This is a genomic window from Nonomuraea sp. NPDC050790, from assembly GCF_044456745.1.
Lineage (GTDB): Bacteria > Actinomycetota > Actinomycetes > Streptosporangiales > Streptosporangiaceae > Nonomuraea.
The window spans coordinates 243476-262816 of sequence record NZ_JBITGF010000002.1 but is presented as its reverse complement, the minus strand read 5'-3'; the positions used below and the strand labels follow the sequence as shown (position 1 = coordinate 262816).

Here is a 19341-nt window from a genome sequence, read left to right as displayed (position 1 = left end):
GCAGCCGTGGCGGGAGTCATCGGGATCAGGCTGGCCGGCGTGCTCGCCGGACTGCTGTCCGGCCTGCTCGAACTCGGGCTGCTGGCCGTCGCCTGGCCCGCCAGGCGACGCTGGGGCCCGGCCGTCATGCGGCTCGAACACCGCAGGCTCGCCTGGCTCGGCCGCGACGGCGACGCCGCGCCGCCGTCCTACTCCTACCTGGCGCTGCGCTCGCTGCTCGGCGTCACCGGCGGGTACGCGGTGTTCGTGCTGGTCTTCGTGGCCGCGCTGTTCCTGGGCGGCTCGGTCTGGGCGTTGGTCACCGGCAGCTCGGACGTCGTCTCGCTGACCTTCCCCGGCCTGCGCCTGGAGACGCTGAGCTGGACGATCGGGCTGAGCGGCGGCCTGGTCGTGCTGGCGCTGGCCTTGGGCGCGGTGGAGCTGGTGGCGTGGGCGGAGCGGCGGCTGGCCGTACTCTTCCTCGGGCCTGGACCGCAGGAGCGGATGCGGCTGCGCATCGCCGAGCTGACCGACACCAGGCTCGGCATCGTGCGCGCCGTCGACGACGAGCGGCGCAGGATCGAGCGGGACCTGCACGACGGCGTGCAGCAGCGCGGCGTGGCGCTGGCCATGCTGCTCGGCCGCGCCCGCCACAGCCCCGCCGCCGCGCCCGAGCTCATCGACCAGGCCTACGGCGAGTCGCGCAGGCTCCTCGACGAACTGCGCAGCGTCGCCTGGCGCGTCTACCCCACCGCGCTCGACGAGCTCGGGCTGAGGGCCGCGCTCGACGGCGTGGCCGAGCGCGCGGGCGTCCCCGTCACCGTCCGGTACGGCCTGCGCGCCCGCCCCGTCTCCGAAGTCGAGACCGCCCTGTACTTCGTGGCCCGCGAGGCCATCACCAACGCCGTCAAGCACGCGCGTGCCCGTGACATCCTGGTCGATCTGCGCGAGGAGGATGCGGCGATGGTGGCGATGACGGTCTCCGACGACGGCGTGGGCGGCGCCGACCCGTCGGGAGGCGGCCTGTCCGGGCTGGCCAGGCGGGTGCGGGCGCTCGACGGCCGCTTCGAGGTGGTCAGCGGCGCGGGCGGGACCACCGTGCGGGCGGTGCTGCCGTGCGGCTAGTCCTGGCCGACGACGCGGTCCTGCTGCGCGAGGGGCTGATCCGGCTGCTGGAGGACGCCGGCCACGAGGTGGCGGCGGCCGTGGGCGACGCCGGCGCCCTGCTGGCGGCGGTCGAGGAGCACCGGCCCGAGGTGGCGGTCGTGGACGTGCGGATGCCGCCCACCCACACCGACGAGGGCCTGCGGGCCGCGCTGGAGATCCGTTCGCGGTGGCCCGGGACCGGCGTGCTGGTCCTGTCGCAGTACGTGGAGAAGACCTACGCGGCCCGGCTGCTGTCCGGCACCGGCGTCGGCTACCTGCTGAAGGACCGGGTCTCCGAGGTCGGCGAGTTCCTGGACGCGCTGGAGCGGGTGCGGGCAGGCGGTACCGTGCTGGATCCCGAGGTGGTCAGGCAGTTGCTGGCCCGCACCACGCACGCCGACCCGCTGGCGCGGCTGTCGGCGCGCGAGCGGCAGGTCCTGGAGCACCTGGCGGAGGGCCTGGCCAACACGGCCGTGGCCGAGCGGCTGCACGTCTCGCTCAGCACGGTGGAGAAGCACGTCAACGCCATCTTCGACAAGCTGGAGCTGCCGCAGCACGCCGACTACAACCGCCGGGTGCTGGCGATCCTGCGTTATCTGGAGGACTGAGCCTCAGGCGTAGGCGCCGGCGCGGTCGACGATGCCGGTGGCGCCTTCCTGGCGGGCGCAGTGGGCGCAGCAGTACCAGGCGCGGTCCACCTGGACGCCGTGGCCGATCACCCGGGCGCCGCAGTGCTCGCAGATCGGCGCCATCGCCTGGATCGCGCACTGGAAGGAGTCGAAGGTGTGCACGGCGCCCTGCGCGTGCACCTCGAAGCTCATGTCGTAGTCGTTGCCGCAGGTCTCGCAGGCCGCCATGGCCGGGCTCCTCTCGTCGGTCGATCGCGCGGAGGAGATACCCCTTCTCATCTCGCCCTTTCCCCAACGGCAGCCCATATTCTGCACCGCGCGCCGCCGTCTGGCCTGCGCGGCCGCGCTGCCGCAGGTCCGTCGGCAGCGCGCCCGCGCGGGGGCCGGGTCAGCGGGGGAAGCGCGCCTTACCCCGCTTGTTCCAGCCGCCCTTGACGTCGAGGTACTCCCGGGAGTGCCAGTTCTTGAACTGCTTGAGCGCGCGGGCCGCGCCGCCGGCGTACTCGACCTTGTCGGGGTTCCAGAGACCGAGCTTGTGGTAGCGGTAGAGCTGCGTGCCGGCCTGCTCCTCGGAGCCGGCGGGCGCGGTCTCGCCGTTCCTGAGGTTCTGCCAGGCGCGGCCCTTGGCGGTCAGGGAGCCGTCCCTGCCGATGAGGTCGTTCTTGCAGTAGGTGCGGTGCTGCCGCTTGGCGATCTTGCTGTTGTCGGAGTACTCGACCCGGTTCGGGGCGAAGGCGCACCGGTCCTTGGCGGCGGCGGCCGAGGCGGGGAAGAGGGCGAGCGCGCCCAGGGCGCCCGCTGCGAGGGCGGCCGTGATGATCGTTCTGGTGTTCATGCAGATGAAGATGCCCGCCCAGTTCCAAGACGGGTTCCCGGTCACCACCCGGTTGTGTAACGGAAGTCCCGGGAGAAATGCGTTGAGAGCGGAGACGGGCGCCGGTTAGGTTGCAACTGCCTGCCAACCCGGCGGCAACCGGGCCGGGTCACCGTGGGAAGCGAGAGGGGGCGGACCATGCGACGCGTCAGAAAGAGCAAGCCATCGACCAAGAAACGCCCTGACCTGGACCTGCGCACCCCGTCGGGACGACGACTTCCTTACTGATTGTGGTCCTTACGACCAACTTACGGGTGGTTCTGTAGATAACATAGGTAACAGAAACATCACGCCGGGGGGCATGAGGATGAAGAGGCTTGTGGTGGTGCCGCCACGTGTCGCCAGGCACAAGGTTCGTGACATCCGTTCCGGCGACCGCCGCAGGCCCGTGGTCCCCGACCCCAAAGTCGTCGACCTGCGCGCCTACAGCGGCCGCAACGTGATCCTGTTCCCCGGCGGGCCGACGCCCGCCGCGTGATCACGCCTGGTAGAGCTTGTCGGCGTAGCCTCTGCTGTAGTACGCCTCCAGTTGCTCGACGCTCTCGGTGACCGTCTGGACGTCCTTGACGATCCGGGCGTGCGAGGGCAGCCCGTCGGGGCTCCACGTCTCCGGCTTCCACAGCGAAGACCGCATGAACGCCTTCGCGCAGTGGTGGAAGACCTCTTCGATCTCCACCACGAGCGCCAGGTGGGGCCGGTGGCCCTTGACGATCATCTCGTCGAAGAACGGCGCTTCGCGCACCAGGCGCGCCCTGCCGTTGATGCGCAGGGTCTCGTTCCTGCCCGGGATCATGTAGATCAGCCCGACGTGCGGGTTGCGCAGGATGTTGAGGAACCCGTCGGCGCGGCGGTTGCCCGGCCGGTCGGGGATGGCGATCGTGGAGTCGTCGATCACGTGGGTGAAGCCCGCCGGGTCGCCCTTCGGGGACACGTCGCAGGTGCCGTCGTCACTCGAGGTCGCGATCAGGCAGAACGGCGAGGCCGCCAGCCACGCGCGGTCGAGCTCGTGCAGTTTGGGGCGTTCCTTGGTCGCCGCTCGCGGCATCACCTCGCCCAGCAGGTCACGGAGTTCTTCAGCTGATTCGATCTCCATCCAGGTCATTGCCCCATTCTTGACCATAGGCGGGCGTCGCGGACAGGCGGGTCACCAGCGGCGGGCCCGCGCCATCACGTCCAGGAGGGCGTCGCGCTCGGCCGCGAACGACTCCAGGTCCATGCGCTCGCGCTCGGCCCGCACGTGCAGCATCGTCAGCTCGGTGGCCGCCTGCTGGTAGTCCGACATCGCCCGGCCGAGGCCCGCCTTCTTCGCCCAGGCCCGCGCGTGCTTGCGGGCCTTCAGCGTGGTCAGCATGCGCAGGTCCTGGGCGCCGACCAGGCCGGTGCCCTCGTAGCGGGGCAGCACGTCGCCCATCCTGGCCACCAGTGCCCGCCGCTCGCGTACCGTGACCAGGATCAGCACGACGAGCACCGCCATGATCACCAGGTAGGCGAGGCCGAAGAAGGGCAGGGAGCCGGTGGTGGCGCTGCCGTTCCAGAGCATGTGCAGCGACACCGCGCCCAGGTAGCCCAGCGGGATCGCCCAGTAGCGGCGGCGCACCGCCGCGTACGCCACCCCGATCCCGATCAGCGACGTGTAGACCGGATGGCCCAGCGGCGAGATCAGCCCGCGCAGCACGAACGTCGCCACGGCCCCGTCCACCCCGCCCTGGCCGAACGAGCCCAGGTAGTAGCCGACGTTCTCCACCGCGGCGAAGCCGAGCCCGGCCATGCCCGCGTAGATGATGCCGTCGGTCAGCCCGTCGATCTCGCGCCGCCTGCGCAGCAGCGCCAGCAGCGCCGCGCCCTTCAGCGCCTCCTCGATCACCGGCGCGAGCACGACCGTGCCCACGTCGTCGGTGACGCCCGCGCTGTAGCCGAGCCCGGCGACCACCGCCTGGCCCGCCATCGTGAGCGCGATCCCGAGCACGATCGCCACCCCGGCGCCCCACGCGAACGCGAAGCCCAGGTACAGCCGCGGCTCCGGCTCCAGCCGGTCCAGGCCGAGCACCGCCGACAGCAGGATCGGCAGCGGCGCCAGCGCGAGCAGCATCGACAGGCCCCAGCCTGCCGGGCCGCCGCTGAGCAGCAGGACGGTGAGCACGAGCGCGGCCAGCGCGCTGGAGATCCCGAGACCGAGCAGCAGCCGCAGGCTCGGTCGCGGGGCCAGCGCCGGGGGGCGAAGGTCGACAGCCATGCCTCACTGTGGCCCCGTCCTGTCGACATCCGCTTGCGGGCCGCTTAAATCTTTACTCGATCGCCTTCAGAACGGCGTCGGCGATGGAGCGCGGGTCCACGCCGAAGTGCTCGCGCACCGCCTCGCGGGTGTCGGACAGGCCGAAGCCGTCGGTGCCGAGCGAGGTCCACGGGCGTTCGATCCACGGCGCGATCTGGTCGGGCACCGCCCGCATCCAGTCGCTCACCGCGATGACCGGCCCCTCCGTCCCGGCGAGCGCCTGTTTCAGGTACGGCACGCCGTCCGTCTCCATCGCCTCCCTGCGCAGTTCGCTCCAGGAGGTGACCGACCAGACGTCGACGCCCACGCCGTACTCCTCCTCCAGCATCTTCTGCGCGGCCAGCGCCCAGTGCACGGCGGTGCCGCTGGCCAGGATGTGGGCCTGGCCGCCGCCCGCGGAGTACCGGTAGATGCCCCTGACGACGCCCTCCTCGACGCCCTCCGGCATGGCGGGCTGCGGGAGCGGCTCGTTGTAGACCGTGAGGTAGTAGAAGACGTTCTCGGCGGCGGGGCCGTACATGCGGCGCAGGCCCGCACGCACGATCACGCCCACCTCGTAGGCGAAGGCCGGGTCGTAGGACAGCGCGGCCGGGTTGGCCGAGGCCAGCAGGTGCGAGTGCCCGTCGGCGTGCTGGAGTCCCTCGCCGGTCATCGTGGTACGGCCGGCCGTCGCCCCGATCAGGAACCCGCGCCCCATCTGGTCGGCCAGCGCCCACATCTGGTCGCCGGTCCGCTGCCAGCCGAACATCGAGTAGAAGATGTAGAACGGGATCATCGGCTCGCCGTGGGTGGCGTAGCTGGTGGCGGCGGCGGTGAGCGAGGCCATCGACCCGGCCTCGGTGATGCCCTCGATGAGGATCTGGCCCTGCTCCGACTCCTTGTAGGCCAGCAGCAGTTCACGGTCGACGGAGTCGTAACGCTGGCCGAGCGGCGAGTAGATCTTCGCGGTGGGAAAGAGCGACTCCATGCCGAACGTCCGCGCCTCGTCGGGCACGATGGGCACCCAGCGGCGGCCGGTCTCCGGCTCCTTCATCAGGTCCTTGACGAGGCGGACGAAGGCCATGGTGGTGGCCACCGGCTGCGTGGACCCCTTGGCCAGCGCCTGGAAGGGCCGCTCGCCCGGCAGGTCCAGCGTCTTCTGGACGTAGGCGCGCCTCGGGACGGGGCCGCCGAGCGCGTCGCGGCGCTCCAGCGCGTACCTGACCTCGGGCGAGTCGGGGCCGGGGTGCAGGAACGGCGGGTACTCGCCCTCCATCGGCGGGACCGGCAGGCCCAGCCGTTCGCCCATCTCGCGGAACTCCGGCAGGGTGAGCTTCTTCATCTGGTGGTTGGCGTTGCGCGCCTCGACCCCGGCGCCGAGAGTCCAGCCCTTGACCGTCTGCACCAGGACGACCGTGGGCGCGCCGGTGAACGACCTGGCCCGCTGGTAGGCGGCGTACACCTTGCGCGGCTCGTGCCCGGCCCGCGAACCGCCGACGATGCGCCGCAGTTCCTCGTCGCTCACGTCCACGCGCAGGCCGTCGAACAGGCGCTCGCGGATGTAGGCGCCGTCGGAGGCGGCGAACGTCTGGAACTGCCCGTCGGGGATCTCACCCAGCCGCGCGACCAGTTCGTCGTCGTGGAGCAGGCCGTCCCAGTCCCGGCCCCACAGCGCCTTGACCACGTGCCAGCCGGCGCCCCGGAAAACGCTCTCCAGCTCTTGGACGATGCGGGTGTTGCCGCGTACCGGGCCGTCGAGGCGCTGCAGGTTGCAGTTGATCACGAAGGTGAGGTTGTCGAGTCCTTCGCGGGCGGCCAGCGTGAGCGCGGCGGTCGACTCGGGCTCGTCCATCTCGCCGTCGCCGAGGAAGGCCCAGACGTGGCTGTTGGAAGTGTCCTTGATGCCGCGGTGATGGAGATAGCGGTTGAACCTGGCCTGGTAGACCGCGTTGAGCGGGCCGAGGCCCATGGAGACGGTCGGGAACTGCCAGAAGTCCGGCATCGCCCGAGGGTGCGGGTAGGAGGGCAGCCCGCCCAGGGTCTCGCGGCGGAAGGCGTCCAGGCGGGCCTCGCTCAGGCGCCCCTCAAGGAAGGCGCGGGCGTAGATGCCCGGCGAGGCGTGACCCTGGAAGTAGACCTGGTCGTCGGCGCCGTGGAAGAAGTGGTTGAACCCGACCTCGTACAGCCAGGCCGCGGAGGCGTAGGTGGACAGGTGCCCGCCCAGGCCCAGCTTGCTGCCCCTGCTGACCATGGCCGCGGCGTTCCAGCGGTCGTAGGCCGCGATGCGCTCCTCCAGCTCCAGGTCGCCCGGGTAGGGCGGCTCCTCGGCCGTGGAGACCGTGTTCACGTATCGGGAGGACGTGGCCAGCCTCCGCAGCAGGTAGTCGGCCCGTTCGGGACCGGCCGCCCGCCTGACCGCGTCGAGCGACTCCAGCCACTCCGCGGTCTCCTGAGGATCCAGATCTTTCTCCATACCTCTATTAAACACCCAATGATCGATCATTGGGTGTTCGGGTGACTCGATTCGCGATTTAATCTCATGTGTGAAACCCGTAGTGCGATCACCGCTTCGCGACGACATCCGCAGGCAACTGCTCGACGGCCTGATCACCGGCCGCTGGGCGCCCGGCGAGCGCATCGTCGAGCGCCGCGTCGCCGCCGACCTCGGCGTCAGCCAGGCGCCGGTCCGCGAGGCGCTGCGCGAGCTGGAGTCACTGCGCCTGATCGAGTCCTCACCCAACAAGGGCGCCCGCGTACGTCCCGTCACCAAGGACGACCTGCGCGAGGTCTACCAGGTGCGGGCCGGGCTTGAGGAGACCGCGGCCCGCCTCGGCGCGCCCGCGGCGCAGGCGCTGGAGGCCCACACGGACCGTCTCGAAGCCGCCGCCGCGACCGGCTCCCTACACGGCCAGGTGTCGGCGGGGATCGCCTTCCACCGGGAGATCGTCGCCGCCTCGGGCAACGCGCTGCTGCTGTCGGTGTGGGACGGCCTGGGCCTGGAGGTCTGGACGCACCTGTCGATCCGGGTGTTCCGCGCCGAACTCCACGAGAACGCCGCCGACCACCGCCCCCTCGTGGACGCCTTCCGCGCCGGCGACCCCCGTGCCCCGGGCCTCCTGCGCGAGCACATCCTCAGCTACGCGCCGTGAGGAAGGCCGCCACGCGCGCGCCCCAGGTCCTGACGTCGGCCACCGTGGCGGAGACGTGCAGGGTGGCGGCGGGCAGCAGGTCGGCGAGCGCCTCGGCCGTGGACAGCGGATGGCCGTCGTCGGTCTCCCAGGCCAGGATCAGCGCCGGCTGCGCCAGCGTGGCCAGTTCGGCCGGCGCGGGCAGGTCGGAGGCGGCCAGGCCGCGCATCACCGAGGGCAGCAGTTTCCACGGGACGTCCGGCAGCGGGAACGCGGGCCCCTCCGCGAAGATCGCCGCGGGCTCCTCGCCGGCCATCGTCTCGGCGAATCCCCTCGGCCCCCGGGCCTCGACCGCCTCGGCCGCCTCCCGGTAGTGGGCGGCCATCGCCTTCCTGGTCTCCCACGCGGTCGGCGGGATGACCAGCACCAGCCGCTCGAACGCGTCCGGCCGCGCCAGCGCGGCGTGCAGCACCGTGGCCGTGCCCATCGAGGCGCCCATCCCGGTCACCGGCCCCGCGTCCAGGTGGTCGACCACCGCGAGCAGGTCGCGGGCCAGGTTCGTGAACAGATAATCCTCCGGTACGGCCCGCCCGCTCGACGCGCCGTGGGCCCGCGCGTCGTAGCGCACCAGCCTGGCCACCCGCGCCACCGGCTCCCAGCCGAACAGCCCGTGCCGCTCCTCCCCCGCCCGGCTGGACATGGCGCCGTGGGCGTGGACCACGACCGGCCCGCCCTCCCTGCCGCTCGCCGACCAGGCCAGCTCGGCTCCTTCTCTGGCGATGGCCGCCATCACTTCCTCCTCCGCGTGGCGTGGATGTGCACGGCGGCGACCGTACAACATCGCCCGCGCGAGGACACGCGCGCTAGAGTCGCGCCATGCCCCGCACGATCGCCACCGCCACCCAGGTCGAGCTGCCCGAGCTGCTGGAGTTCCTGCGCCCGCGCCACCACGGGCTGCTGTCCACGACCCGCGCCTCCGGCCGCCCCCAGCTCTCGCCGGTCGCCTGCGGCGTGGACGAATCCGGGCGGATCGTGGTCTCCACCTATCCCGACCGCGCCAAGGCGCACAACGCCCGCCGCGACGAGCGGGTGTCGATCTGCGTGCTGTCCGACGACTGGAACGGCCCCTACGTGCAGGTCGACGGCCGCGCCGAGGTGCTGGACATGCCAGCGGCCGAGGACGCGCTGGTGGAGTACTTCCGATGCATCGCCGGCGAGCACCCGGACTGGCAGGAGTACCGCGAGGCCATGCGCGCGCAGGACAAGTCGCTGATCCGGATCACCATCGACTCCTGGGGCCCGATCGCCACCGGCGGATTCCCCGCGCGACTGGCGGACTGACATCGGGGATGCTGGAGGGGTGGCGCAAGGCATCTTCATCCGGCTGCTCGGATCGGTGGACGCGCGGCACGGCACGCGCGCGTTGGAGCTCGGGCCGCCGCGCAGGCAGGCCGTGCTGGCCATGCTGGCCGCGCGGGCGGGCGCGCCGGTCACGGTGGACGGGCTGGTCGACGGAGTGTGGGGCGAGCGTGCCCCGCGCAGTGCCGTACAGAACGTCCACACCTACATCGCCGGCCTGCGGCGGGCCCTGGAGCCGGAGCGCTCGCCCCGCGCGCCCTCGGGGCTGCTGACCGGCGGGCGCGGCGGCTACCTGCTGGCCGTGGATCCCTCGCGGGTCGACTCCCTGGTCTTCGCCGCCCATCTCGAACGGGCCCGCGCCTTACCCGGGCACGAGGCGCTGCCCCTCCTGGACGAGGCGCTCGGGCTGTGGCGGGGCCCCGCGCTGTTCGGCCTGCCGGGACCGTTCGCCGAGGCCGAGGGACGGCGGCTGGAGGAGCTGCGGCTGACCGCCGTCGAGCAGCGGGCGGCGCTGCTGCTGGACGCCGGCCGCGACGCCGACGCGCTGGAGGGGCTGGAGCAGGCGGCGCACGCCCACCCGCTGCGCGAGCGGCTGTGGGAGCTGCTGGTACGCGCCCAGGCGGGCAGCGGACGCCGGGCGGAGGCGGCCAGGTCGTTCGAGCGGGCCCGCCACAACCTGGCCGAGGAGCTGGGCGTGAACCCCGGGCAGGGCCTGCGCGACGCCCTGGAGGGTCTGCGGCCGGTCCATGACCGCCGCGTGCCCCAGCAGTTGCCCCGCGACCTGCGTACCTTCGTGGGCCGCGCGGCAGAGGCCGCGGAGCTGCGCGCGCTGCTGGCGCCGCCGGGCGGGGCGCCCGCGGCGTCCGTGGTGGCCGTCACCGGCGTGGCGGGGGCGGGCAAGTCCGCGCTCGCCGTCCACGTGGCCCATCTGCTGCACGAGCGTTTCCCCGACGGCCGGCTGTTCACCAACCTGCGCGGCGCGACGCCGGGGGCGCGGGTGGTGACCCCGCTGGAGGCGCTGGGCCGGTTCTTACGGGCGCTCGGCGTGCCGGCCGGGGACCTCCCGGTCGACCTGGACGAGGCCGTCTCGCTGTGGCACAGCCGCCTCGACGGCCGGCGCATGCTCGTGGTGCTCGACGACGCCAGGGACCCGGCCCAGGTACGGCCGCTGCTGTCGGTGCCCGCGGGCAACGCCGTACTGGTGACCAGCAGGGAGTCCTTCTCCTGCGTCGACGACTGCGCGCAGGTGGGCCTGGCGACGCTGCCGGCGCAGGAGGGCGCGGCGATGCTGGCCGGGCTGGTCGGCGGCGCGCGGGTGCGGGCGGAGCCGCAGGCCGGGCGGCGGCTGGTCGAGCTGTGCGGCGGGCTGCCGCTGGCGATCAGGGTCGCCGGCGCGCGGCTGCTGGACGACCCGCACGCGGGCCTGGCCAGGCACGTGGCCCTGCTGGAGGACGAGCACTCCCGGCTGGAGGAGCTGCAGGCCGGCGACATCGCGGTGCGCTCCAGTCTGATGGGAAGCTGGAGCGCGCTGGCCGGCGGCGAGCACGAGCGCGACCGGCAGGCCGCCGCCGCCCTGTCCGCCATGGGGCTCCTCGACGTGCCCGAGATGTCCGCGCGGGCGGTGGCGGCGCTCATGGGCGCCGGCGTCGCGGTGGCCGAGCGGGCGCTGAGCAGGCTGGCCGCCGCGCACCTGATCGACCGCGCCCGGTCCGGCCGCTACCACCTGCACGACCTCGTACGGCTGTTCGCCCGCGAGATCGCCCCGGAACGGCGCCGCGAACCCCTGCTCAGAGCCCTCGGCCACTACGCCGCCACGGCCCGCGCGGCGACCGTCCTGCGCGACCCGCACCGGGTGCAGCCCGTCGGCCCGCCGGTCGCGGCCGAGCCGCAGCCCTTCGCCGGCCGGGACGAGGCGTGCGCGTGGCTCGTCGCCGAGGAGCACAACCTGGTCGCCGCGGCCTGGCAGGCGATGGCCGAGCCCGACGACGAGATCGCCGCGCTGGGCGTCGCCCTGACCTTCGCGCTCCTGTGGTACCAGACCGACGCGTGCGCCGTTTCCGACATCCGGCGGCTCAACGAGCGGGCCCTGGCCGTGTCCAGGCGCCTGGGCCAGGACCGGCTGATCCTGGAGTGCCACAACCACCTGGGCCACGCGGCCAACTCCCACCACCGCACCGCCGAGGCCGTCCGGCACTTCCAGCGGCAGCTCGACCTGGCCCGGCGGCTGTCCGACCCGTTCTGCGAGCAGCGCGCCCTGGGCAACATGGCCGCCACCCAGCACACCGCCGGCCTGTTCGCGCAGGCGCTCGACTCCGCCCTGGCCCAGCTCGCGCTGGCCCGCGCGGAGGGGTACCCCGTCGGGGAGCGGTTCGCCCTGTTCGTCGCCGGCGCCGCCCAGCGCGGCCTGGGCCGGCTGCCCGAGGCGCGGGACCTGCTGACGCGGGCGTTCGACCTGGCGGTCGAGGCGGGCGACGACTTCCAGGTCCTGTCCACGGGCCGCGAGCTGGCCGAGCTCTACCTGGACCTGGACGACTTCGACGCGGCGCTGGAACGGCTGACGCGCACCCACGCCCTAGCCCTCGCGCTCGACAGCAAGCAGTGCACGATCGCCTGCCTGATGGCCCTGGCCACGGCCTACCGGCGGCTCGGCGACCCGGCCAAGGCCCACGCCCACGTGCGCGCCGCCGCCGCGCTCATCGAGGACACCGGCGACACCTACCACCTCGAACGCCTCCGCCAGGAGGAGCGGGCGATCCGCGCCACCCCGCCTTGATCTCAAGAGCGCTTGAGGTCCTACCGTGGGGTCCGTGAGACGTGGACGGATGCTCGCCGTGCTGCTCGTGGCCTGGTTCATGGCGCAGTTCGACTTCTTCGTGGTCAACGTCGCCGCGCCCGCGTTCGAACGGGAGCTGGGCGCGAGCCAGGCCCAGCTTGAGCTGATCGTGGGCGGCTACGCGTTCACGTTCGCCGCCGGGATGATCACCGGCGGGCGGCTGGGCGACCGCTACGGCTACCGCACGATGTTCGTCACCGGGATGACCGCCTTCACCCTCGCCTCGGTCCTGTGCGGGCTGGCGCTCGACCCGGCCCAGCTCATCGCCGCCCGGCTCATGCAAGGACTGGCCGGCGCGATCATGGTGCCCCAGGTGCTCGCGCTGATCCCGGTGATCTTCGAGCCGCGCGAGCGTCCCAGGGCCGTCGGCTGGTACGGCGTGGCGGGCGGCGTCGGCTCCATAGCCGGGCAGGTGCTCGGCGGCCTGCTGCTCACCCTCGACGTCCTGGGGCTGGGCTGGCGGATCGTCTTCCTGCTCAACCTGCCGATCGGCGTGGTCACCGTGGTGCTGGCCGCCCGCCTGTTGCCGACGGCCCGCTCGGCCGGCTACACGCGGCTGGACCTGCGCGGCGCCGCGGGCCTGGCGCTCGGGCTCGCGCTGGTGCTGGTGCCGCTCGGGCTCGGGCACGGTCTGGGGTGGCCGGTGTGGGCGTGGGTGTGCATGGGCGCGGCCGTACCGGTGCTGGCGCTGACGGGGTGGTGGCAGCGCGTGCTGGCCGCGCGCGGCGGTCAGCCCGTGCTGGACCTGGCGTTGCTGAAGGTCCGCTCCTATGTCGCCGGGGTCGGCGCGGTGACCGCCTTCACCGCCTATTTCGTGTCGTTCATGTTCACGCTGACGCTGCTGCTCCAGGGCGGGTTCGGGCTGGACGCCTTCCAGGCGGGGCTGGCGTTCGCGCCGATGGGGCTGATGTTCTCGATCACCTCGCTGCTCGGCAGCCGCCTGGTCCGCCGGTACGGCCCGCGAGTCGTCATGATCGGCGGCTGCGTCACCGCGGCCGGGCTGACCGGGATGCTGTTCACGCAGAGCGTGCCGTGGACGATCGCGGCGCTCATGGTGGTCGGCACCGGCAACGGACTGGTGCTGCCGCAGCTCATCGGCACCGCGCTGGTCGAGGTCGAGCCGGGGCAGGCCGGCATCGCCTCCGGCTTCCTGACCACCGCGCAGCAGTTCGCCGGAGCCGGCGGGGTCGCGGTGATCGGGGCGGTGTTCTTCGCGGCGGCCGAAGGGGCGGCGGGGCCGGGCGGCTACGCGGCGGGCATGCGCTGGTCGGCCGGGATCGACCTCGCGCTGATCCTGGTCGTGGTCGCCGTCGTGGCCTACAACAGCCGCCGCGCGCTCACCCGAGCTGACCCTCCAGTCCCTTCACGTCGGAGATGACCCAGTACTCGGCGAAGCGGCCGCCGCGGGCCCGCAGGATGTCGTGGCCGCTGAAGGCCACCCGCCTGCCCTGGTAGTCTCCGCCGAACGTCCAGCGGGCGGCCACGAGGTCGCCGGTGACGATCGGGCCCACGTCGAGCGTGACCTTCACGTCGGTGAACGGCTCGTGCCCCTGTTTCAGCACCTCGATCAGCTCGTCGGGCCCCCGCACGTCCATGCCGGGCCAGTGGCCGACGAAGTCGTCCGTGACGAGTTCCCCGGCGAGCTCGAAGTCGCCGTTCCACATCTCCAGGAGCCAGCGCTCGTACAGGTTAGTGACCATGTCGAGCGACGTACCCACTAGGTTGCCCCTCATGAACCTAGCGATTACCGGGGGTTATGTCGTGCCCGTGACGGGCGCGGCCATCGAGGGCGGCACCGTCCTCATCCAGGACGGCAAGATCACCGCCGTCGGCGCGGACGTGGCCGTGCCCGACGGCGTCGAGATCGTGGACGCGGCGGGCGCCTGGGTGCTGCCCGGCTTCGTCGAGGCCCACGGCCACATGGGCGTCCACGAGGAGGCCGACGGCTGGGCCGGCCAGGACACCAACGAGACGACCGACCCGAACGGGGCCCGCCTGCGCGCCCTGGACGCGATCAACCCGGCCGACCTCGGCTTCGGCGACGCGCTGTCCGGCGGCGTCACCACCGCGGTGATCAAGCCGGGCTCCGCCAACCCCATCGGCGGCCAGACCGTTGCGCTGAAGTGCTGGGGCAGGAGCGTGGAGGAGATGCTCCTGCGCGAGCCGGTCAGCGTGAAGAGCGCGCTCGGCGAGAACCCCAAGCGGGTGTACGGCGACCAGAAGAAGCTGCCCTCGACCCGCCAGGGCGTGGCCGCGGTGATCCGCGACGCGTTCATGAAGGCCCAGGACTACCGGGCCAAGCGGGCGGCGGCGGCCGACGAGGGCAAGCCGTTCGACCGGGACGGGACGATGGAGGTGCTGGTCAGGGTGCTGGACGGGGAGCTGCCCTGGTGCCAGCACACCCATCGGGCCGACGACATCGCCACCGCGCTGCGCCTGGCCGACGAGTTCGGGTACCGGGTGATCGTCAACCACGCCACCGAGGGTCATCTGCTGGCCGACGTGCTGGCCGAGCGGCGGATCCCGGTGATCATCGGGCCGCTGTTCACGAGCCGGTCGAAGGTGGAGCTGCGCCAGCGGTCCCTGCGCAACCCGGGCATCCTGGCCAGGGCGGGCGTCGAGCTGGCCATCACGACCGACCATCCCGTGGTGCCGATCCACTTCCTGGTCCACCAGGCGACGCTGGCGGTCAAGGAGGGGCTGGACCGGGAGACGGCGCTGCGGTCCATCACGGTGAACCCGGCCCGGATCATGGGGCTCGACGACCGGGTGGGCGCGCTGGCGCCGGAGCTGGACGGTGACGTGGTGATCTGGTCGGGGGATCCGCTGGACGTCATGAGCCGGGCTTTGCGGGTGTTCGTGTCCGGGCGGGAGGTGTACACGTTCTCCGAGGAGCTGGGTGAGGGCGTGGTGGCCAACCCGTACTACCGCGAGCCCTGATTTTTCAGCATTTAATGCGCCGCGTCCCCGTCGGGGGCGCGGCGCCGTTGTTTCTCCGCATGCCGTACAGTGAGAAAATCTAACACTCGTTCAATTTGTTTGCGGAGGCTTCTTCATGGCCAACTCCTATGCGGCGCTGTTCAGGACGCCCGGCGCCGTGGCCTTCTCCCTTGCCGGATTCGCGGGGCGGATGCCCATCTCGATGACCGGCATCGGGCTGCTGACGATGTTGTCCCAGACGCGCGGCGGCTACGCGCTCGCCGGAGCCGTGGCCGCGACCTTCACGCTGTCCACCGCCCTCGCGGGGCCACAGGTGTCGCGGCTGGTGGACCGGCTGGGCCAGCGGCGGGTGCTGCCGCCCGCCGCCGGGCTCAGCGTCGCCGGGCTGGCCGCCCTGCTGCTGTGCGCCCGCTCCGGCGCGCCCGCCTGGACGCTGTTCGTCTTCGCCGCGCTGGCCGGGACGCTGCCCAACCTGGCCGCGATGGTCCGCGCCCGCTGGACCCACGCGCACCGCGGCTCGCCCCACCTGCACGCGGCCTTCTCCCTGGAGTCGGTGGTGGACGAGCTGACCTTCGTCATCGGCCCGGCGCTGTCCGTGGCGCTGTCCACGGCGTGGTTCCCCGAGGCGGGACCGCTGGTGGCGGGCGCGCTGCTGGTGATCGGGGTCGTGCTGCTGGTGCCGCAGCGCCGTACCGAGCCGCCGGTCCAGACGGGCGCCGCCGCCTCCTCCTCGGCCATCCGGGTGCCGGCGGTACGGCTGATGGCGGCGCTCCTGGCGGCGGGCGGCGTGATCGCGGGCACGGTCGACGTGGTCAGCGTGGCCTTCGCCGCCGAGGCGGGCGCGCCGGCGAGCGCCGGGCTCGTCCTGGCCGCCTACGCGGGCGGGTCGGCGCTGTCCGGGCTGGTGTTCGGCGCGCTGCGGCTGACCGCGCCGCTGCCCCGGCTGCTGCTGCTCAGCGTGACCGGAACCGCCCTGACCACGGTGCCGCTGCTGTTCGCGGGCGGGGTGGCCGCGCTGGCCGCGGCGGTGTTCGCCGCCGGGCTGTTCTTCGCCCCTACGATGATCGTGGTGATGAGGCTCGTGGAGCGCGCGGTTCCCGCCTCGTCGCTGACCGAGGGGATGACCTGGGCGATCACCGGGCTGAGCGCGGGCATCGCGCTGGGCGCGGCGCTCGCGGGCGCGCTGGTCGACCGCCACGGCCCGACGGCCGGGTTCGGCGTCGCCGTCGCGGCCGGCGCGCTCGCGCTGGCGCTGGCCGCCTGGGGCGCGCGCACCCCGGTGGGAAAGGAGGCGGAAGGTGAACGAACCGCTCACTGACGGGCGCCGCATCAAGGGCGAGCAGCGCAAACGGGAGCTGATCGAGGCGACGATCCGGGTGGTCGCCCGCGACGGCGTGGCGGGCGTGAGTCACCGCACCGTCTCCAAGGAGGCCGGTCAGCCGGCCACCGCCGCCGCGTACTACTTCAAGACCATCGACGACCTGCTCACCGCCGCGCTCACCTCCTGCATGGACGAGGACGCCGAGCGCGTGCGCCGCCTGGCCGACGAGGTCGAGGACCCGGACCAGAGCCTGCGCGAGCTGGCGGCGCTGATGTGCCGGGTCGTGGCCGCCCCCGCCCACCTGCTGGCCGAGTACGAGCTCTACCTGCTGGCCGCCCGCCGCCCCGAGCTGCGCGAGCCCACCCGGCGCTGGCTGGCCGCCGTCGAGCGCTTCGGCCGCCGCCACACCGACGATCCGGTACGGCTGCGCGTCCTCGCCGGCACGATCGACGGCGTGCTGATGCAGGCGCTGCTGACCGACACCCCGCCCGGCCAGGAGGACTGGACGGAGATCCTGCGCACCGTGCTGGTCACGCCCACACCCGGTCCAGGAAGCGGGCGATGAGCGGGGCGATCTCCGGCAGGTCCTCCTCCAGCGCGAAGTGGCCGGTGTCGAAGACGTGCAGCTCGGCGTCCGGCAGGTCGCGCAGGTAGGCGCGGGCGCCGGGCTCGGGGAAGAACGGGTCGTTGCGGCCCCACACGATCAGGGCGGGCGGGGTGTGCTCGCGCAGCCACGCCTGCCACCGGTCGTACCGCTCGACGTTGGAGTGGTAGTCGAAGGCCAGCGCGACCTGGGCCTCCTTGCGGCCGGGCAGGTCCAGGAAGTGCTGGTCGAGCGTCCAGCCGTCGGGCGAGAGGAGTTCCGGGCGCCTGGTGCCCGACTCGTACTGGCCGCGTGTGCCGGACGGTGTGAGCAGGTCGCGGATGGTCTTCTCGGCGCCCGGCGTCCCGGGCCGCAGCGCGACGAAGTCGCGGGCTCCCGGCGACAGGCCCTCCTCGTAGGCGTTGCCGTTCTGGACCACGAGTCCGGCGATCCACTCCGGGTGCCGCTCCGCGAGCCGGAAGCCGACCGGGGCGCCGAAGTCGAAGACGTACATGACGAAGCGGGTGAGCCCCAGCTCGCGCACGAAGCCCTCGGTGATGTCGGCGAGCCGGTCGAAGGAGTACGTGAAGTCCTCGGGGGCCTGGGTGTGGCCGAAGCCGGGGTAGTCGGGGGCGATCAGCCGGTACCGGTCGCCGAGCTCGTCGATCAGCCGCCGGAACTGGTGGGAGCCGGAGGGGAAGCCGTGCAGCAGCAGGAGCACGGGCGCGTCGGGCTCGGCGGGGACGGACTCGCGGTAGAAGACGCGCACGCCTTCGACGTCGACATACATGCTTCCTAATGCCTTTCCTCAGAGAAGATGCATTAGTTCTAGCGTGTCGCGATCTAATGCGTCAACCCGGAGGCGTAGCATTAGGGAATGACGGACCCTCTCACCGGCGAACACCTGGCCCTCGACCTCGTCAACACCCGGCCGAGCGTCGGCGACCTGCTCGCCACTCCGGCCGACCTGCGCCACTGGCTGGTCCTGCAGCGGGGCAGGCTGCTGGACGAGCCGGTCGCCGAGCGTGACGTCGCCCAGGTACGCGAGCTGCGCGAACTGGTGACCGTCGCCGTCGGGCACGTGCGGGCCGGGACCGCTCCGCCCGACGAGGTGCTGCGCGCCCTCACGCAGGCCCAGCGGATGGCGCCGCCGTACCGGGAACTGGGCTGGCGCGACGGGGCCGTCACCGCCACCGCCCGGCGCTCCGGCACCCCGGGCGAACGCCTGGTGGCCCAGCTCGCCGAGGCCGCCGCCGACCTGCTCGCCGGGCCCGACGCCGGGCGGATCCGGCAGTGCGAGGGGCACGACTGCGTCATGCTGTTCGTGCCCGCGCACCCGCGCCGCCGCTGGTGCTCAACGGCCCGCTGCGGCAACCGGGCCCGGGTGGCCCGCCACTACCAGCGCCACAAGCCCGCCTGAACGGCCGCGAAAGTAGGGCGTTCACCGGACACCACCCCACCCGCCCCGTGCATACGGTGGAGCTCAGCTTGGAGGCGGAGGAAAGGTCGCGGTTGCGCGCTCTGATGCGAATGGATATCAACGTCCTGGGGCCGTGGGAGGTCAGGGTAGGCGGCACGCGGCTCCCGCTGGCCGGTACGCGGCGGGTCGGGGTGCTGACCAGGCTGGCGCTGAGCGCCGGGCAGCCGGTCTCCGCCGACCACCTGCTCGCCCAGATCTGGGGCGAGAGCACCGCGACCACGGCGGACAAGCAGTTGCACATCGTGGTGTCCAAGCTGCGCGCCCTGCTCTCGCCGCATGCCGGGATCGCCACCGTCTCCGGCGGGTACCAGCTCAACGTTCCCCGCGAGCAGGTGGACGCGCTCCAGTTCCCGCTGCTGGCCCGCCAGGCCCGTGCCGCCAAGGCGCAGGGGGATCTCGCGGCGGCCGACACGCTGTTCCACCGGGCGCTGGCCCTGTGGCGAGGGGAGGCGCTGGCGGGCATCAGGACCCCCTGGGCCCGCGCCGAGGCCGCCCGCCTGGAGGAGGAACGCCTGATCGCCCAGGAGGACCACGCCGACCTGCGCCTGGCCGCCGGTGACCACCACGGGGTGGTGCCGGTGCTGGCCGGTCACGTCACCGCGCACCCGCTGCGGGAACGGCCGCGCGCGCAGCTCATGCTGGCGTTGTACCGGGCGTCACGGCCCTCCGAGGCGCTCGACGTCTACCTCGACACCCGCCGCGTGATGGCCGACGAACTGGGCATCGAGCCGGGTACGGCCCTGCGCCGCCTGCACCAGGCCGTCCTGCGCCGTGACCCGGCACTGGACCCACGCGGCTGACCCCTGGAGACGCGGAAC

General features: G+C 72.9%; 20 protein-coding genes. 12 read left to right on the top strand and 8 right to left on the bottom strand.

The features are described 5' to 3' along the window. Positions 1–6 precede the first annotated feature (6 nt). On the top strand, positions 7–1104 hold the full coding sequence (locus ACIBEJ_RS09695; RefSeq protein ID WP_397182232.1) for a sensor histidine kinase: 1098 nt from the start codon (positions 7–9) through the stop codon (positions 1102–1104). After that, positions 1095–1733 (top strand): response regulator, encoded by a 639-nt coding sequence (locus ACIBEJ_RS09690; RefSeq protein ID WP_397182231.1) that lies wholly within the window; start codon positions 1095–1097, stop codon positions 1731–1733. Before ACIBEJ_RS09695 ends, ACIBEJ_RS09690 begins: the two co-directional genes overlap by 10 nt. Before the next feature lie 3 nt (positions 1734–1736). Here the strand turns inward: ACIBEJ_RS09690 and ACIBEJ_RS09685 are convergent, their stop codons facing one another. Both ACIBEJ_RS09685 and ACIBEJ_RS09680 read right to left on the bottom strand, forming a co-directional pair. Then, positions 1737–1982, bottom strand: coding sequence for a hypothetical protein (locus ACIBEJ_RS09685; RefSeq protein ID WP_397182230.1), 246 nt, complete (start codon positions 1980–1982; stop codon positions 1737–1739). Between the two features lie 160 nt (positions 1983–2142). After that, on the bottom strand, positions 2143–2589 hold the full coding sequence (locus ACIBEJ_RS09680; RefSeq protein WP_397182229.1) for a hypothetical protein: 447 nt from the start codon (positions 2587–2589) through the stop codon (positions 2143–2145). Positions 2590–2935: 346 nt separating this feature from the next. On the opposite strand from ACIBEJ_RS09680, the gene ACIBEJ_RS09675 reads away from it, so the two are divergent. Beyond that, positions 2936–3106 carry a hypothetical protein gene (locus tag ACIBEJ_RS09675; protein ID WP_397182228.1) on the top strand — a complete coding sequence of 57 codons (171 nt, stop codon included), beginning with the start codon at positions 2936–2938 and terminating at the stop codon, positions 3104–3106. Here the strand turns inward: ACIBEJ_RS09675 and ACIBEJ_RS09670 are convergent, their stop codons facing one another. From ACIBEJ_RS09670 to aceE, 3 genes are read right to left on the bottom strand one after another with little or no spacing between them, the layout of a single operon-like run. Then, positions 3107–3730, bottom strand: a complete 624-nt coding sequence (locus ACIBEJ_RS09670) for a pyridoxamine 5'-phosphate oxidase family protein (protein ID WP_397182227.1) — start codon at positions 3728–3730, stop codon at positions 3107–3109. It abuts the gene before it with no gap. 42 nt (positions 3731–3772) lie between these two features. Then, the gene (locus tag ACIBEJ_RS09665) at positions 3773–4861 is read right to left on the bottom strand and encodes a PrsW family intramembrane metalloprotease (protein ID WP_397182226.1); all 1089 of its coding nucleotides are present in this window, start codon (positions 4859–4861) and stop codon (positions 3773–3775) included. A gap of 52 nt (positions 4862–4913) precedes the next feature. Continuing rightward, on the bottom strand, positions 4914–7352 hold the full coding sequence (gene aceE / locus ACIBEJ_RS09660) for a pyruvate dehydrogenase (acetyl-transferring), homodimeric type (protein ID WP_397182225.1): 2439 nt from the start codon (positions 7350–7352) through the stop codon (positions 4914–4916). 82 nt (positions 7353–7434) lie between these two features. Here aceE and ACIBEJ_RS09655 point away from each other — a divergent pair, with 82 nt between their 5' ends. Beyond that, positions 7435–8028, top strand: a complete 594-nt coding sequence (locus ACIBEJ_RS09655) for a GntR family transcriptional regulator (protein ID WP_397182224.1) — start codon at positions 7435–7437, stop codon at positions 8026–8028. Here ACIBEJ_RS09655 and ACIBEJ_RS09650 read toward each other — a convergent pair. Then, the gene (locus ACIBEJ_RS09650) at positions 8012–8797 is read right to left on the bottom strand and encodes an alpha/beta fold hydrolase (RefSeq protein WP_397182223.1); all 786 of its coding nucleotides are present in this window, start codon (positions 8795–8797) and stop codon (positions 8012–8014) included. The two genes, ACIBEJ_RS09655 and ACIBEJ_RS09650, sit on opposite strands and share 17 nt — an antisense overlap. 86 nt (positions 8798–8883) lie before the next feature. On the opposite strand from ACIBEJ_RS09650, the gene ACIBEJ_RS09645 reads away from it, so the two are divergent. Genes ACIBEJ_RS09645 through ACIBEJ_RS09635 form a run of 3 tightly spaced genes read left to right on the top strand, consistent with a single transcriptional unit; the run spans position 8884 to position 13577 of the window. Continuing rightward, positions 8884–9348: a PPOX class F420-dependent oxidoreductase gene (locus ACIBEJ_RS09645; protein WP_397182222.1), complete on the top strand. Its 465-nt coding sequence runs from the start codon at positions 8884–8886 to the stop codon at positions 9346–9348. Positions 9349–9367: 19 nt separating this feature from the next. Then, positions 9368–12139 carry a BTAD domain-containing putative transcriptional regulator gene (locus ACIBEJ_RS09640; RefSeq protein WP_397182221.1) on the top strand — a complete coding sequence of 924 codons (2772 nt, stop codon included), beginning with the start codon at positions 9368–9370 and terminating at the stop codon, positions 12137–12139. A gap of 34 nt (positions 12140–12173) precedes the next feature. Beyond that, positions 12174–13577, top strand: coding sequence for an MFS transporter (locus ACIBEJ_RS09635; protein WP_397182220.1), 1404 nt, complete (start codon positions 12174–12176; stop codon positions 13575–13577). On the opposite strand, the gene ACIBEJ_RS09630 is transcribed toward ACIBEJ_RS09635, so the two are convergent. Then, a complete protein-coding gene (locus ACIBEJ_RS09630; RefSeq protein ID WP_397182219.1) occupies positions 13537–13899 on the bottom strand; it encodes an ester cyclase in 363 nt (120 codons plus the stop codon). The two genes, ACIBEJ_RS09635 and ACIBEJ_RS09630, sit on opposite strands and share 41 nt — an antisense overlap. 31 nt (positions 13900–13930) lie before the next feature. Between ACIBEJ_RS09630 and ACIBEJ_RS09625 the strand changes: the two genes are divergently transcribed. The 3 genes from ACIBEJ_RS09625 to ACIBEJ_RS09615 all read left to right on the top strand — a co-directional run bounded on the left by ACIBEJ_RS09625 (position 13931) and on the right by ACIBEJ_RS09615 (position 17025). Next, positions 13931–15139, top strand: coding sequence for an amidohydrolase (locus ACIBEJ_RS09625; protein ID WP_397182218.1), 1209 nt, complete (start codon positions 13931–13933; stop codon positions 15137–15139). Between the two features lie 115 nt (positions 15140–15254). Then, positions 15255–16457, top strand: a complete 1203-nt coding sequence (locus ACIBEJ_RS09620; RefSeq protein WP_397182217.1) for an MFS transporter — start codon at positions 15255–15257, stop codon at positions 16455–16457. Continuing rightward, positions 16438–17025: a TetR/AcrR family transcriptional regulator gene (locus ACIBEJ_RS09615; protein WP_397182216.1), complete on the top strand. Its 588-nt coding sequence runs from the start codon at positions 16438–16440 to the stop codon at positions 17023–17025. Before ACIBEJ_RS09620 ends, ACIBEJ_RS09615 begins: the two co-directional genes overlap by 20 nt. On the opposite strand, the gene ACIBEJ_RS09610 is transcribed toward ACIBEJ_RS09615, so the two are convergent. Then, complete coding sequence (locus ACIBEJ_RS09610; RefSeq protein ID WP_397182215.1) at positions 16991–17833, bottom strand: alpha/beta fold hydrolase; 843 nt, start codon at positions 17831–17833, stop codon at positions 16991–16993. The genes ACIBEJ_RS09615 and ACIBEJ_RS09610 overlap by 35 nt on opposite strands. Positions 17834–17920: 87 nt before the next feature. On the opposite strand from ACIBEJ_RS09610, the gene ACIBEJ_RS09605 reads away from it, so the two are divergent. Beyond that, positions 17921–18463, top strand: a complete 543-nt coding sequence (locus ACIBEJ_RS09605; RefSeq protein WP_397182214.1) for a CGNR zinc finger domain-containing protein — start codon at positions 17921–17923, stop codon at positions 18461–18463. A gap of 110 nt (positions 18464–18573) precedes the next feature. Further along, entirely contained in the window at positions 18574–19323 is a 750-nt protein-coding gene (locus ACIBEJ_RS09600) for a BTAD domain-containing putative transcriptional regulator (RefSeq protein ID WP_397182213.1), read from the top strand. Positions 19324–19341: the final 18 nt, after the last annotated feature.

What these genes read in the sequence shown, in the direction of transcription:
- ACIBEJ_RS09645 (WP_397182222.1), top strand. Translation starts at nt 8,884, where the DNA reads ATGCCCCGCACGATCGCCACCGCCACCCAGGTCGAGCTGCCCGAGCTG.
- ACIBEJ_RS09670 (WP_397182227.1), bottom strand. Translation starts at nt 3,730, where the DNA reads ATGACCTGGATGGAGATCGAATCAGCTGAAGAACTCCGTGACCTGCTG.
- ACIBEJ_RS09600 (WP_397182213.1), top strand. Translation starts at nt 18,574, where the DNA reads ATGGATATCAACGTCCTGGGGCCGTGGGAGGTCAGGGTAGGCGGCACG.
- ACIBEJ_RS09630 (WP_397182219.1), bottom strand. Translation starts at nt 13,899, where the DNA reads ATGGTCACTAACCTGTACGAGCGCTGGCTCCTGGAGATGTGGAACGGC.
- ACIBEJ_RS09650 (WP_397182223.1), bottom strand. Translation starts at nt 8,797, where the DNA reads ATGGCGGCCATCGCCAGAGAAGGAGCCGAGCTGGCCTGGTCGGCGAGC.
- aceE (WP_397182225.1), bottom strand. Translation starts at nt 7,352, where the DNA reads ATGGAGAAAGATCTGGATCCTCAGGAGACCGCGGAGTGGCTGGAGTCG.
- ACIBEJ_RS09665 (WP_397182226.1), bottom strand. Translation starts at nt 4,861, where the DNA reads ATGGCTGTCGACCTTCGCCCCCCGGCGCTGGCCCCGCGACCGAGCCTG.
- ACIBEJ_RS09675 (WP_397182228.1), top strand. Translation starts at nt 2,936, where the DNA reads ATGAAGAGGCTTGTGGTGGTGCCGCCACGTGTCGCCAGGCACAAGGTT.
- ACIBEJ_RS09605 (WP_397182214.1), top strand. Translation starts at nt 17,921, where the DNA reads ATGACGGACCCTCTCACCGGCGAACACCTGGCCCTCGACCTCGTCAAC.
- ACIBEJ_RS09625 (WP_397182218.1), top strand. Translation starts at nt 13,931, where the DNA reads ATGAACCTAGCGATTACCGGGGGTTATGTCGTGCCCGTGACGGGCGCG.
- ACIBEJ_RS09685 (WP_397182230.1), bottom strand. Translation starts at nt 1,982, where the DNA reads ATGGCGGCCTGCGAGACCTGCGGCAACGACTACGACATGAGCTTCGAG.
- ACIBEJ_RS09610 (WP_397182215.1), bottom strand. Translation starts at nt 17,833, where the DNA reads ATGTATGTCGACGTCGAAGGCGTGCGCGTCTTCTACCGCGAGTCCGTC.
- ACIBEJ_RS09620 (WP_397182217.1), top strand. Translation starts at nt 15,255, where the DNA reads ATGGCCAACTCCTATGCGGCGCTGTTCAGGACGCCCGGCGCCGTGGCC.
- ACIBEJ_RS09680 (WP_397182229.1), bottom strand. Translation starts at nt 2,589, where the DNA reads ATGAACACCAGAACGATCATCACGGCCGCCCTCGCAGCGGGCGCCCTG.